The sequence below is a fragment of the Campylobacter sp. P091 genome (assembly GCF_002138935.1).
Lineage (GTDB): Bacteria > Campylobacterota > Campylobacteria > Campylobacterales > Campylobacteraceae > Campylobacter > Campylobacter devanensis.
In genome coordinates this window covers 1-14,032 of record NZ_MJKZ01000009.1, presented here as the reverse complement: position 1 = coordinate 14,032, position 14,032 = coordinate 1, and the positions used below count along the sequence as shown (strand labels likewise).

The window sequence follows — 14,032 nt, the reverse complement described above, 5'->3', positions numbered from 1 at the left end:
CTGAGCTTAAAGCTGCGATGGTGTTGTTGCCAGTGGAGTAGGTGAGGGTTATTATACTTAAATAATTATATGGGGTACAAATACGAATGCCCCATATGTATTTTTATTAATTTCTTATCATACTTTATAGATATTTTTATATTTAGTTTGAATTATGTTTCTAATTAAATGTATGTCTTTTGGCGTATCTACAGATAAAGTAGCAATATTATCAACTATAATAGATATAAATTTCTTTTTATGTTCTATAAATCTAATCAATTCAATGCCTTCTATATTTTCCAAGTAACCGGGCGCTGTATTTTTAAAAAAATCTAGTGCTTTTTTATTATATCCTAATATTCCGACATGTTTATAGTAAGCAAATTCAATATTATTGTATGGATTAGGAATAGGACTTCTAGATAGATATAATACTTCTTTATCGTTATTAAATATTATTTTTATATTCGTTGGACATAATAATTCTACAGGGTTTTTTATCTTTGTAACAATATTAAATATATATTCTTGATCATGTTTAATATCATTAATCAATATTTTATTAATAACATTATAATCTATCAACGGTTCATCGCCATTAATTTGTACATAGTAATCAGCTTTTATTATATCTGTTATTTCTTGAACTCTATCAATTGCGTATTTATGTTTTTTAGTCATTATGTTAGGAATATTAAAATTATTACAAGCATTAGATATTCTGATATCATCTGTAGCAACGTACAAATCGCTTATTTTTGAATTTTTTACTGCATTATAAACCCACCATATCATTGGTTTGCCACAAATATCTGCCAAAGGCTTTCCGGGGAATCTGCTAGATTCATATCTTGCTGGGATTATTCCTACAACTTTCATATGGCACCTTTGATGGTTTTTGCAAGCAAAGGTGCATAAAAGGAGTTATTTACTATTACCCCCCCCCACATATATTTAGATAGTAATTTATATCCAGTCAAGGCACAATAATAGTCAAATTCGGTGTCAATATCAATAGATTCTATTTGAGTTAAGTACATTCTATATGGATTTGGTCCATAATGATAATTCCACTCTTTTACAGATTCAATCGGGGATAGTATGATTCCGTTGGTAAAATAATCATAAGATGGTAAATCTTGGGAATTTACATGTCCTAAACCTCTAACAAAATTCAAAGGTCCTTTTTTATCCAGCAAATAGTGTTGAAATTTATAAACCGTAATTAAAGAATCATGTGTATTATTTTTTAAGTGATAAAAATAAGATTCAATAGCTTCTTTATATCTATCTGTTGATACAAGTGGTGAAGTGCAACAAGCCCACATTAAATGTGTATTGTTTACTATTGTTGTAATATATTGTAAAAATTCACCAAATGGTTTTGTTTCGTTAGCATATTCTATTGGTCTTTTGTCAATATCGACATCATAGCTTTTTGCAATTTCTAGCATTTTAATACTATCAGAGCTAACTAATATTTTACTAATTTCCTTTACTTGTTTGAGCTGTTTAATTTTGTATTCTAGTAATGTTGTATCGGCAAAAGGCAAAATATTTTTATTGCTTAATCGAGAACTATGTTCTTTTACAGGTATAACGGCAACTATATCTTTTTTCATATATTTCCTTTTTTTAATAAATTTTCTATAAATTGTTTATCATATATAAGAGATTTGCCTTTTTTCTTTATTTCGTCCAAAATTTCAACGCATAAATTATATGGCACTTTCATATTATGTAAATATTCTCCATAATCTCTATGTATGCATTTTGTAGCAGTCAGTAAATATACAGGAGAATATCCCCAAGGTAATTTTAGTTTAATTGGTTCAATTTCTTGAGATATTATTTGTAAAATATATTCTAGCTCATATGGTTTGTTGTATTCTTCTATGAGGTGTTGAGCTATAATCTCTGTAGGCAGATTACCGGGTATTCTTCCCATCCCAAATAAAGCCGAATCAATAATTATATCTTTTCTTTTATCACCAAATTCCAAATAATCACATATAAGCCCAAAACTTAAGCTCAAATTTTCATGTAAATGAATTCCTAAAGATATTGATTTAGGTAAATGCATAGAAAAAATATTACAAATTGCTCTAAATGATTCTTTCTTAAACATACCAAAAGTATCTACTATAGAAATAGAATCAATTGGTAAGTCAATTATATTTTTTAATATATCTTCTATCTCAACATAAGAATACATACCTATATTTATAGGATTAAGGCTAATTTTATATCCAAGGTTATTTGCCTTATATACAAAATCTTTTGTAATATCAATATCTTTTTTATAAAAAGCAAATCTCAATCTATCTATTAAATCCGATTTTTTGTATAGTTTATTTATATTGTACTGATCAGGTCTAATCATTAGACTAATATTGGAATTTGTTTTATGGTTTATTAGATGCTCAAAATCATCGATTTCATTAAATATTGTTGAGCCATCCTGATATGTTACATTTCTCAAAAACCCAGCTTCTATAACATCTAATTTCGCATTATCTAGGGCATTAATAATGTTGCGTATAGTAGATATACCAAACAATCCTTTATTAACATGGGCACCATCTCGCAATGTGCAATCCAAAAGTGAAATATTCATATAATAAAATCCTTGCCTATAAGATTATATATTTCAAAATCTTCTTTATCTTTAATATCTAGTGAATGTTTTTTGTCTATTATATATTTATAAGGAACTGCACCCCATTGAAAATGATATTTTTTAATTGTAGATTTTGGCGCGATGAAGCATCCGCCAATAATTTGATATAATTTTGATAGTGTTCTAGAATTTAATTCTTTTTTGCCTGTATAGAAATTTATTGGTCCATTATCGTCCAATATAAATCCTTGAAGTATTTTGCAAGTTATAAGCGAGTCGTAAATATCAAAATTTAAAGATAAATATTTTTCAAATATATCACATATAATCTTTTGATCAATAAAAGGGGTGGTGCTTGGCGTCCAAGCTATATGCTCACAAGATGCTATATTTAAAATATTATCTGCTAAATAACAAATATTATCTATGTGTTTTATATCTCTCAATAAAAATTTAATCTTAGAGTCGGCATATCTTGTTAGATCTTCATCATCTGAGGCTAATATAATTTCGTCTACCATATCTATATGTAATAGATTTTCTAATTTTTTATCTAATAAGCTTTTTGAATTTATTTCTATAGTTTCTAATTGAAATTTTCTTTTTTTAATTGGTATTACTACACTAAACATTAACAACTCCTATTTTATAGTTTTATTTTTAAAGCACTCGATACAAATATTATCAATACTTCTTAATTCATCTTCATAGTCTTCTAAATTTAAAAAGCTAACAGATTGAACACCAAAATAATAAGATAGATGATCATCTTGCAATTTATTTAAAAGCAATTCTCTCTTTGGTTGAACCAAATAACCGCACTCATTATAACATTTGGGAGATGGAATTGCTATATGCATATCTTTAACTGCAGTATTTTTTAATATATCGCAAAATACCTTTAATGTAGCACCTGTAAATATAGCTTCATCTATTAATAAAATATTTTTATTTTTAATAAGGTGTGAATTAACTTGAATATTGTTATAAAGATTTCGTTTTCTACTATCTATATTTTGAATTTCAAAAGCTCTTTCGCTAATATTTAATTTATTTGCGATAGGCATTACCGGAATTTTAGAAATAATAGATAATCCAACAGCATAAAAAATACCGCTAGATGGAATAGGTACTATATAATCTATGCTCTCTAATACAGATTTCTCTATACAATAAAATAACTTTTTACCAAGATTAATTCTAAATTCTCCAACATTTCTATCTAGAATAAAATCATCTGGTTTTCCTTGATATAGTAATCTCAAAGAGCAATATTGTTGTTTAGTAGCCACTATCGGATTAGTATTTAAATTAGAAAAATTGATTAATTCCAAATTATTAATATTATTTATAATTTCTTCAATAATATAATCAATTAAAATATATCGATTTGATTTTCCATAATATTCTATTTGAGAACTATGATTATTAAATCCCATAAAATCAGGGATGTCTATAGAGTATATGTTGTTAAATTTTAATTTTTCTCCGCACAAGGTAATTATAATACAATTTCTCTCTATTTTATCCATTATTTTATTTAAATTTGATTCGGAGGCATCTATAGCATTGATAATGATATATTTATATTGACAAAGTTGTATAAAATTAACTATATTTTCATTAAATTGATCAAAATCTATTGTTAATGGCTTTTTCCCAAGCAAGCGCTTACAATACTGTATAAATTTTATAGAAAATAAATCTTTGCAATGAGATATAAACAATATATGGTTATTATCTAGATAATTAAAAACATTATTCATTAAATTATATTCACTTTTGCTATTTACTATTGAAAATGTAAACTTTCAATAGTAAATATTAGTTCAAACTATGATAAAGTCAATATGTGAATTAAATTCATATACTAAGTAATATAGACTAAAGATATTTTAAGCTCATAATAGCTATACTTCTACTATTGAAAATTTACATTTTCAATAGTAAATATTATATGGTGGTTTTTATGTCAAATATAAGCAAACTTACAATTAATGATGGATGAACCCTAATTGTCTGTATGCTTTGCTATAAATAAGTAAGGAGCAAAAAATATGATCACGGCCGTTATACCCGTCAAAGCTAGTAGCTCAAGATTGCCAGGCAAAAATATAAAACCTTTTGGTAGCGAAAATTTACTCACTAGAAAAATACGCCAAGTAAAATCTTCCAAAATTGCAGACCGAATTATTGTAAGTTCAGATAGTGAAGAAATGTTGCAAATAGCGGCAGATATGGGAGTAGAGGCTATAAAAAGACCTATAGAATTTGCAAACGAAAGCAAACCATTTAGTGAATTTTTAATATATTTAATAGATATCATCCAAAAGGGACATCTCGCATGGACTTGCGTCACTTCCCCATTTTTGGATGAATATCTCATGCGACAAACAAAAAAGAAATATTTTGAAGCATTACAGGATGGATATGATTCATTAATTACTATTTATAAATTTAAACATTATATGCTTGATAGTAATGGGCCATTAAATTATGAAATGGGCTTAAAACACAAAAACTCACAAGACTTGCCAGCACTGGATTTTTTCACAAATGGCATTATATATGCACCAATAGAATCTATAAGAAAATGGCATTATAATTATGGTCCTAAAGCCTATAGATTCGAGGTGAATCAAAAAGCCTCTATAGACATAGATACAAAATATGATTATTTAGCTGCTTTGGCCTGGTTAAATGAAGATATTATCATTGATAAGGGGGGGGGGGATAGATGCTTAGCTTCTCGCTATATAGCTCACCACTCCATAAGATATATAACCTATGGGGTTGCATCATGAAAATTCTAGGTGTAATTCCGGCCAGATATGGTTCTACAAGGTTTCCGGGCAAACCTTTAGCTGATATCTTAGGCAAACCCATGATATGGTGGGTATATCAACAGGCTAAAAAGGCTGAAAAACTTACAGATCTTGTTGTAGCCACAGATGATAAAAGAATTACTAAAGTTTGCGATCAATATAAAATTCCTTGGATAATGACACGCATTCACTATAGTGCTATTTCTAGAATTCATGAAGTTTCAGAATGCATTGATGCTGATTTATATGTACAAATTAATGGTGATGAGCCATTGATAAAACATGAAATGATAAATCAAATTGTACCAAAAATCATTATTAAAGATTTCGTGGCCAACCTAGTTTGTAAAATCAAAACCCCAAATGAACTTTTAGACCCTAGCAATATCAAAATTGTCTTTAATAAAAATAAAGAAATTCTCTATATGTCTAGAACTCCTATACCTAATCCCTATAGATGCTTAGAATTTGATTATTATAAACATGTTGGAATTTTAGCCTACACTAAATCCATGTTAGATTTTTTTGTTAAAACAGCAGTTTCTAAATATGAGAAAATAGAAGGATTAGAGACTTTAAGATTTATTGAACACAATAAAAAGATTTTATGTATCGAAACAGATAATTTTAGAACACTATCTGTAGATACACCAAAAGATTTGGAAAGTGTTAAAACTATTTTTGAATCAAGGAGAGATATTTGAAGATTTTAATTTTAGCAGCCGGTAAAAATAATAATCCACAATCACCGTCATGCTTTAACCTAACCATCGGAGCAGTTACTCTGCTAGAGTATCATTTACGCATCTTAACACTTATGGGTTTTAAAAAAAATCAAATTTACATTATAACTGATAAAAAAGAAACAAAAGAAATAAATCTTGATGCACAATTTATTAAAGTTTCAAACAATAATCAAAAAAGTTTTTATTCTGTAAAATATTACATTGATAATTTTTGGGATTCAGAAAATCTATTAATTATTAATGGTAATGCTTTTTTTGAAATAAAAGATCTAGAAAAACTTATCAACAATTTATCTAAATCTAAAATCTTACTTGAGAAAAGAAATAGCCTATATACAAAAGGTTTAAATCTAGAGGAAAAGGATGATAATATTATAAAAGTCAGTGATAAAACTCCAGAAATGCTTCCGTGGCTTAGTTACTATGGAGCAATATTTCTTACTCAATCAGATATCTTACAAATCAAGAGCTTTAGAGAAATTTGTAATATGCCGTACCTGCAAGTCATAATAAATAAAATTGGTCTTAGGCTACAAAAAATAGATGTGAATGCCGAAGCCAATCATATAAAATCAACAGAACTAATAGGCGGTTCATTTGCTGGTCTTAGCAAACTAAATACAGTAAAAAAATATGCCGATCTAGAAGGAAATGATAAATTAATTATGGAAATTGAATGGCTAAAAAACCTTCCAAACAATCTAAAAGATAAATTCCCAACTGTTATTGACTACAAAATAACACCTAGCGAATCTTGGTTTACTATGCCTTTCTATGATTTAGAAAATTTAAGAAAAAAAATTATTTCTGGAAAATTTTTATCTTCAAAAACATTATATTTTATAGAAAAAATACTAAATTATTTATTTGATAATGTATATATAAATCGCATATCTGTTGCATCTGACAACTGGGTTGAAAAAAAACACTTTGAAAGATTTTATATGAGGTTAATGCGTATTCAACACATAGAACCGTTTAATAAAATCTTATTAAGCAAATATATCATTATTAACGGGCAAAGATATCTAAATTTAAAATATCTTATCGATATTTTACATAACTACCAAAATCAAACCAAGCTTTTTAATCCAAATGAATTGGTAATGATTCATGGAGATTTACATTTCCAAAATATGTTAATTGATGAAAGAAAATGCGATTTTATTTTAGCGGATCCTAGGGGGGAGCTAAATGGTTCTGATATCTACTATGATTTTGGGAAATTATGGCATTCTTTTAATGGGCTTTATGATTTAATACATACGGATATTTCAGAGACTTCAATGCTATATACTAATCAAGAGGAAAGCAGTTTTTCTTTGAAGCTTGGTAACGGCGATCTTTTATCTATATATCAACAAATTAAAAATGATGTTGAAAAACTAATTTTAAATTATCCAATAGCTAAAGATCCAGATTTTAAGTTAAAAATACATTTTGCAGAAGTAATGCATTTTTCAAGCTTAATGTGGTTTCATTTAAAGCACGATAAAACAGAAAACAGAGCCTTGTGTCTTTATCTGCAAGCAATAAGATTGGCTAACGATTTACTAAAAAATTTGGGGTTATTTCATGAACAATATTAAAATTCTAGATTGCACTTTAAGAGATGGTGCGCATATTAATCAAGGAGTTTTTGGCAAAAACAATATTTTGCATATTTTAACAAATCTTGCTCAAGCAAAAATAGATCTTATTGAAGTTGGGTTTTTGCAAAATACTTCTTATGATAAAGATTCAAGTATATTTAACGACATTCAACACATTGATGATATTTTGAGTCAGATTCAAAAAAACCAGAATAAGTTTGGCTTAATGCTTCGAACAGATAGATGCGATTTTAATAAATTGCAAAAATCAAACTTTGTAGACTTTGTTCGAGTATCTTTCTATAAAGAACATTTGAGAGATCTTAAAAATTATGTAAGCAAATTACAAGATTTAAATTATGATGTATATTTAAATCCTATAGCTATTACCAAATACTCCTTAGATGAAATTATGACGATTTTGGAATTTTTATTGCCTCTAAAACCAAAAGGAATTTACCTTGTAGATACTTTTGGAGCTTTGCAAAATGATAGCTTTGAAAAGCTTATTAAATTATTTAATGACATGATACCGTATAACATCGAAATAGGTATTCACTTGCATGAAAATTTGTCTTCTGCATTATCCCTTGCACTGCGAGGAATATCTTTGCTTTCACATAGAAATATCCTTATTGATGCTTCTATAAGCGGCATGGGAAGGATTCCTGGAAATTTGCCAACAGAGCTCATCGTTAATCATGTTAATCTTGATAACACATATGATATAAAGCCACTATATCTCTTAAATGAAACCATACAAGAATATCAAAAATTTAATAAATGGGGATATAGTGCCATATATGCTCACTCAGCTATTTTAAATATAGACAGAAGTTATCCGGAATATTTTGATGCTCAAGGCTTTTCTTATTTACAAAATATTCTTTTGCAAAACAATATCAAACAATATGGCTATGGAGCTAAATTCAATAAAAATGAAGCGAATAGAATAATGCAAAACTTCTGTAAATGCTAATACCGTCTAATCCATATTTCTTAAATACCTATATAATATCAATATTTATCCATTAAATTGATTAAAAGAATTAAAACTTGATAGGGTATTTATCAAGAATATGGATGATTGCTAAACTAAGTAGATTGTTAAAAATTTAGAAAATCTTCAAATTCTAATCAAAAGATCGATGTTGGCAGTTTTGGGAAAGTGTGTATACTTTCTTGAGCAAATTCTGTCAAAGCTTTATTTATATAATTCCAATAGAATAATATAAGTGGCATAATAACAGAGTTTAGCGTTTAGAAAGGTAAACTGCAAAATATGTTAACAAATATTTCAAGGCAGATGAGCTTTGTTTGCTTGATTTATTTATAGTATTTAATGAAAAAATATTAATAAGAAATTGACATTTCTCAACTTGACACTGGATTTTAAGATTCAAATAAAGTGTAATCAGTAACTAGATAATATAAATATTATTTTGTTACTTATATTGTTTTTATAAAAATAGTAATATAATTTAAAATTACAATTTCTTATTTAAGCAAACATAATTTGCAATAATCTTGAAAAGTTTTTAAGTTTAGCCATATTTAGTTTATGATAAAATTGGTGTTTTGTATAAATTGTTTTTAGTAGCTACTTTAATAAATCTAAAAGTTTTTACATAAATATCTCTAAAATCAATTCTAATAAATTGAGATATTTAATAAAAGATAGTGTGTATAAAGGCATTAATACTGTTTATTCATTTCAATTCAATTGGGGAGAAAAATAAAAATATTTGTCCGTTTGCAAAAATAATTGTTTCTTGAAATAAAAATCAAACAAATATTATATATTTTTATATAAGGAGGAAATATGAAATACGATTTAATTATATGGGATATAGATGGCACATTACTAAACACTCAAAAAGGTATTGTTTGTGCATTTCAATATTCTATAGATAAATTAAATTTACCAGCCAAAAGTGCTGATGAGATTAAATCGCTTATCGGCCCAGTACCACAAACTATTTTTATGAAGCATTTTGCAATGACATCAGATAAAGCTCAAGAAGCATCTGATATATTTAGAGATAGATATAAAAATTATGATTTATTAAAAGCATATCTATATGATAATATATTAGAAGTTTTGCAATATATACAATCAAAAGGTATAAAGCAAGCTATAGCAACAAATAAAAGGCAAGATTATGCAATAGATATTTGCAAACATTTTGGTATAGATAAGTTTTGCAATCCTATTTTAGGGCCAGATAACATAACAAGCAAAACTAAAGCGGATTTAATTAAAGATTGCATATTAGACACAAATGCCAAAAAAGCTATAATGATTGGTGATACTAATGGCGATAAACAAGCTGCCGATAATGTTGGAGTTGATTTTATAGGTGTTAATTATGGTTTTGGATTTAATAATATTGATGGATATGCAAATACTCCATCAGAGATATTAAAAAAGTTAGGGATATAATTAAATAATTTAAATAAGTTTTGTTCTAATTTTGGATTACTTTTACTAAGAATTTATCGATATATAAACGCAAAGAGATACCAAAAAAGCAAATTTCATAAGAACAAAATATAAATTATATACTTGATACCAACTCATTATCATTACAACGATAAGCCCAGCCACCTTTAGTAGCTGGGCTTATTTAAGAGATTTTAAAGCATAGTTTTTTATACTCTTTTTGCTCATTTATCCAATTTACGACATCTTCTTTAATCAAATATTCTAATATTTCATCAATTTTCCAACGATCAAATAAAAAGTCTAATAATTTTTCCGTTCTCTTTTCAATTTCTACTTTTCCCCATTGTATTTCTTTGGAAATTTCTATTTCCGCATATGAACCTGTAGAAAATTCTTCTTTTTTAAGCTCAAATGAGTTATTAAGCAAGCTTGAGTTTTTAGCACGAGATTACCTAATGCGTGTGTTATTTTTTAATATTTCGAGATCTTTTTGATTCTTGTTTGCCTTTTACACCATATGTATTATTTAGAATTCTTTTCTAATCTTCATTTGGAGTTTGAGGTAGAATATGTTCTATTGTCTCATGTTCTTTTTGATATGTCTTAGTGAAATTTTCCACTCAATTTTTTCGCCTTGAGATTTTTGGATTAGGCTTTCTTCATATTCAAATAAAAAATACCTTAATTTATTCCAACCAAAAAATACATTATCCTTTTTATTTATATGGCTATAAAAGTTTTCAAGATCAAAATGTTGGCGACAAATTTTACGCACTTCATCTTTTATATAATCCAAATTCATCTCTTTATAATAAAACCACCTTGCAAAGTTATATATTGTAGAGCTTTTGAGCGTAGCTTGATGCGGAGAAAGTCCAAAAACAAGAAAAAAGACACTTCTCAATTTCTTTAAAAGTTTCAAGTAGTTTTTCGTTGTCTATATCATACTTTTTTCTTTTATGCAAAATAGTCAAAATAAGTGGTTCAAATGAGCCAAAACCTAAACGAGATATTTTCTTTAGCCAGTTTTTTTAATTCTTCATTACTATCAAGATAATTTCTCTCATAATTCGCATCGCTTTCTTCGAGATTATGCATAAAATAATAATGCTTTGTAAATTCTGCAAGGGCTTTTAATATATTTTTCTATCTCTTCCCTATTGCGTTTTAGTTCTGTGTTATCCGCGTCATTGGATTGTAAAAGATTTTTGAGTGTAAATTTTTCATTAAGCAAAAAATCTTTATGCGGATTTTCTGATCTACGATTGTATTCAAAATACATATCCAATGTTGCTTTAAAAAAAATCATCATCTTTTAAAGGTTTATTTGGATTTTTACCCAACATTTCATAAATTTGTCCCCAATAATTATTAATATCTTCTCGCAACTGATTAAAATCTTTAATTCTTGCGCTAAGGTAAATAAGACGATTTTTTAAAAGCTCTAGAGCAAACGGCTATGATAATTTGATATTTTTAGATGATAATAGCGATATGAAATTTAACTCAAATTTGCCAAAACACCCAATTATTATTGCTATTGGCAACACTTTAATTAGACAAAAATTGCAAAATTTGGTTTTGTCAAGCGGATTTGAGTTAATTACGCTAATCCACCCTACATCAGTAATAGGCAGTGATGTAACTATCGGCAATGGGAGTGTGGTAATGCTAGGCGCTATAATCAATGCTAAAAGCACAATTGGCGATTTTGCTCACATCTGTCCATGCGTGGCAATAGCCGGAGGATCGCTTGTAGGAGAGCGCTCATGGATCGGCATTGGCTTGAGCGTTATCCAAAATATTACGATAAAACCAGATATTACAATTGGCGCTGGAAGTGTAGTGGTTAAAGATATTTTAGAAGGTAGCTTAGCATACGGAAATCCATGCAGGGTAGTAAAGAACTAGATTGCTGCAGTTATTTTACTACTTGATAATCTAAATTTTTAATATCTGACTTCAAATACTTTTTTAATTTATCTTTAATTAAATCCGCTTTAGTTTTGCTTGTTATGTTATCTGGCCCTAAAATAGGATTGCAAAACTTATCTATACCAAAATGTTTGCAAATATCTATTGCATAATCTTGCCTTTTATTTGTTGCTATAGCTTGCTTTATACCTTTTGATTGTATATATTGCAAAACTTCTAATATATTATCATATAGATATGCTTTTAATAAATCATAATTTTTATATCTATCTCTAAATATATCAGATGCTTCTTGAGCTTTATCTGATGTCATTGCAAAATGCTTCATAAAAAAGATAAAGAGATGGGGGGGGGGTAGCTGCCCTAAATAATCCAAAATATGCACCGCAGCAAGATGTATGTCTTGGGGGTGCAATATGAAAGCACTAATTCCTGTAAGAAGCGGCTCATTAAGAGTAAAAAATAAAAATTTAAAACCATTTGCTGGCTCATCCTTGCTAGAATTAAAGGTAAGACAATTATTAAAAATAAAAAATTTAGGTCTTTTAGAAGATGTAGTTGTAAATTCAAATTGTGATACCATGTTAAACATTGCTAAAAACTTGGGTGCAAGCACAGTTAAACGTGATGAGTATTTTGCTAGCAATGAAGTAGTAGCAAATGAATTATATGAAAATATGGCTCAAAACATAGAGACTGATGGTATTTTGATTGCTCATGTTACAAGTCCAATGATAAAAGATGAAACAATAGCTAGATGTATTTTAGAATATGAATCAAATTTAAATAAATTTGATTCATTGGCCACAGTAAATTCGGTTAAACATTTTTTATGGCTAGATAATAAACCAATCAATTATAATCCCGATAAAAAACCAAGAAGTCAAGATTTACCAAATATTATATCATTAAATCATGCTATAAATATTTTGCCTTTAGAGATAATGTTAAGAAAAAAAGATATACTAGGTTATAATCCAAATTTCTATCTTGTTAATGATATAGAAGGAGTAGATATTGATAACGATATAGATTTTGAATTTGCAGAGTTTTTATATAATAAATTCGTTAAGTAAATCTATGATATAATCCAATTTTATTTTGCAATTGGACACAGTGGTGATTAGTAATATTTTATGGGATTTTGATGGAGTTATCATTGATAGTTTGGCTATTAGAGATTATGGATTTAGAGAGATTTTTCGCTCTTTTGATAATGAAGATATCGAAAAATTAATAAAATACCATAATCTAAATGGTGGCTTATCTAGATTTCATAAAATAAACTATTTTTTTAATACAATATTAAAACAAGAGATTGGCAGGAATGAAATATGGCAATATACAGAATAAATTTACACAAATAATGCGCCAATCCTTAAGTGATAAAAAATATTTGATAAATGATACGGTTAATTTTATCAAAAATAATTATAAAAAATATAATTTTCATATAGTTTCTGGTTCGGAACATAATGAGCTTAATTTTTTATGTCAAAAGCTGGATTTATCACAATATTTTATCTCCATAAATGGCTCTCCAACGCCTAAAAATCAACTAATTAAAAATCTTTTGGAATCTTATAATTATAATATAAACCAGACTATTCTAATTGGCGATAGCATCAACGACTACGAGGCAGCTAGTATTAATAAGATCGGTTTTTATGGATTTAATAATAAAAATCTAAAAGATAAATCAAAAATATATATAGAAGATTGGAATAATTTAATTATATAAGTTTCTTAATAATATTATACTTTTGGTGTAAGTTTAATGCAATTTTATTATTTGGTCATAAAACTAACCAAAACATATCCTTTGGATTTAGTAAATTTAATTGCGATTATATCCAATAAATAATAAAAATATCTATAAAGTATGA

At 27.4% G+C, this 14,032-nt stretch carries 17 protein-coding genes and 1 pseudogene; 9 read left to right on the top strand and 9 right to left on the bottom strand.

What is annotated here, in order from left to right; genetic code table 11:
- Positions 1–117 precede the first annotated feature (117 nt).
- From CIGNP91_RS07990 to CIGNP91_RS07970, 5 genes are read right to left on the bottom strand one after another with little or no spacing between them, the layout of a single operon-like run.
- On the bottom strand, positions 118–861 hold the full coding sequence (locus CIGNP91_RS07990; protein WP_086253858.1) for a 3-deoxy-manno-octulosonate cytidylyltransferase: 744 nt from the start codon (positions 859–861) through the stop codon (positions 118–120).
- Positions 858–1,604: an acylneuraminate cytidylyltransferase family protein gene (locus CIGNP91_RS07985; RefSeq protein ID WP_086253857.1), complete on the bottom strand. Its 747-nt coding sequence runs from the start codon at positions 1,602–1,604 to the stop codon at positions 858–860. Before CIGNP91_RS07985 ends, CIGNP91_RS07990 begins: the two co-directional genes overlap by 4 nt.
- Entirely contained in the window at positions 1,601–2,599 is a 999-nt protein-coding gene (locus CIGNP91_RS07980; RefSeq protein ID WP_086228827.1) for a hypothetical protein, read from the bottom strand. The genes CIGNP91_RS07985 and CIGNP91_RS07980 overlap by 4 nt, the downstream gene beginning before the upstream one ends.
- The gene (locus CIGNP91_RS07975) at positions 2,596–3,234 is read right to left on the bottom strand and encodes a cytidylyltransferase domain-containing protein (RefSeq protein ID WP_086228826.1); all 639 of its coding nucleotides are present in this window, start codon (positions 3,232–3,234) and stop codon (positions 2,596–2,598) included. Before CIGNP91_RS07975 ends, CIGNP91_RS07980 begins: the two co-directional genes overlap by 4 nt.
- A 9-nt stretch (positions 3,235–3,243) precedes the next feature.
- Positions 3,244–4,134, bottom strand: a complete 891-nt coding sequence (locus CIGNP91_RS07970; protein ID WP_180383233.1) for a phosphoribosyltransferase family protein — start codon at positions 4,132–4,134, stop codon at positions 3,244–3,246.
- A 525-nt stretch (positions 4,135–4,659) separates the two neighbouring features.
- On the opposite strand from CIGNP91_RS07970, the gene CIGNP91_RS07965 reads away from it, so the two are divergent.
- The 5 genes from CIGNP91_RS07965 (at position 4,660) to CIGNP91_RS07945 (ending at position 10,208) form a co-directional block, all read left to right on the top strand.
- Entirely contained in the window at positions 4,660–5,406 is a 747-nt protein-coding gene (locus CIGNP91_RS07965; protein ID WP_086253855.1) for an acylneuraminate cytidylyltransferase family protein, read from the top strand.
- Positions 5,340–6,131, top strand: a complete 792-nt coding sequence (locus CIGNP91_RS07960) for a 3-deoxy-manno-octulosonate cytidylyltransferase (RefSeq protein ID WP_236848391.1) — start codon at positions 5,340–5,342, stop codon at positions 6,129–6,131. The genes CIGNP91_RS07965 and CIGNP91_RS07960 overlap by 67 nt, the downstream gene beginning before the upstream one ends.
- Complete coding sequence (locus CIGNP91_RS07955) at positions 6,128–7,762, top strand: hypothetical protein (RefSeq protein WP_086253853.1); 1,635 nt, start codon at positions 6,128–6,130, stop codon at positions 7,760–7,762. The genes CIGNP91_RS07960 and CIGNP91_RS07955 overlap by 4 nt, the downstream gene beginning before the upstream one ends.
- A complete protein-coding gene (locus CIGNP91_RS07950) occupies positions 7,749–8,744 on the top strand; it encodes a 4-hydroxy-2-ketovalerate aldolase (RefSeq protein WP_086253852.1) in 996 nt (331 codons plus the stop codon). Before CIGNP91_RS07955 ends, CIGNP91_RS07950 begins: the two co-directional genes overlap by 14 nt.
- 843 nt (positions 8,745–9,587) lie before the next feature.
- Positions 9,588–10,208, top strand: coding sequence for an HAD family hydrolase (locus tag CIGNP91_RS07945; protein WP_086253851.1), 621 nt, complete (start codon positions 9,588–9,590; stop codon positions 10,206–10,208).
- Between the two features lie 184 nt (positions 10,209–10,392).
- Here CIGNP91_RS07945 and CIGNP91_RS07940 read toward each other — a convergent pair.
- The 3 genes and pseudogenes from CIGNP91_RS07940 to CIGNP91_RS07930 form a co-directional block, all read right to left on the bottom strand.
- A pseudogene (locus CIGNP91_RS07940) lies at positions 10,393–10,644 on the bottom strand (hypothetical protein); the annotation flags it as partial.
- 141 nt (positions 10,645–10,785) lie between these two features.
- Positions 10,786–11,115, bottom strand: coding sequence for a hypothetical protein (locus tag CIGNP91_RS07935; protein WP_141081108.1), 330 nt, complete (start codon positions 11,113–11,115; stop codon positions 10,786–10,788).
- A 186-nt stretch (positions 11,116–11,301) separates the two neighbouring features.
- Positions 11,302–11,493: a hypothetical protein gene (locus CIGNP91_RS07930; RefSeq protein ID WP_141081107.1), complete on the bottom strand. Its 192-nt coding sequence runs from the start codon at positions 11,491–11,493 to the stop codon at positions 11,302–11,304.
- A 140-nt stretch (positions 11,494–11,633) separates the two neighbouring features.
- On the opposite strand from CIGNP91_RS07930, the gene CIGNP91_RS07925 reads away from it, so the two are divergent.
- Complete coding sequence (locus CIGNP91_RS07925) at positions 11,634–12,122, top strand: acetyltransferase (protein WP_086253847.1); 489 nt, start codon at positions 11,634–11,636, stop codon at positions 12,120–12,122.
- A gap of 10 nt (positions 12,123–12,132) precedes the next feature.
- On the opposite strand, the gene CIGNP91_RS07920 is transcribed toward CIGNP91_RS07925, so the two are convergent.
- The gene (locus CIGNP91_RS07920; RefSeq protein WP_180383232.1) at positions 12,133–12,459 is read right to left on the bottom strand and encodes an HAD family hydrolase; all 327 of its coding nucleotides are present in this window, start codon (positions 12,457–12,459) and stop codon (positions 12,133–12,135) included.
- 103 nt (positions 12,460–12,562) lie between these two features.
- Between CIGNP91_RS07920 and CIGNP91_RS07915 the strand changes: the two genes are divergently transcribed.
- From CIGNP91_RS07915 to CIGNP91_RS07910, 3 genes are read left to right on the top strand one after another with little or no spacing between them, the layout of a single operon-like run.
- Entirely contained in the window at positions 12,563–13,222 is a 660-nt protein-coding gene (locus CIGNP91_RS07915) for an acylneuraminate cytidylyltransferase family protein (RefSeq protein ID WP_180383231.1), read from the top strand.
- A 43-nt stretch (positions 13,223–13,265) separates the two neighbouring features.
- Positions 13,266–13,499: a hypothetical protein gene (locus tag CIGNP91_RS08785; protein ID WP_236848390.1), complete on the top strand. Its 234-nt coding sequence runs from the start codon at positions 13,266–13,268 to the stop codon at positions 13,497–13,499.
- Positions 13,474–13,887: an HAD family hydrolase gene (locus CIGNP91_RS07910; RefSeq protein ID WP_236848389.1), complete on the top strand. Its 414-nt coding sequence runs from the start codon at positions 13,474–13,476 to the stop codon at positions 13,885–13,887. The genes CIGNP91_RS08785 and CIGNP91_RS07910 overlap by 26 nt, the downstream gene beginning before the upstream one ends.
- Positions 13,888–14,032: the final 145 nt, after the last annotated feature.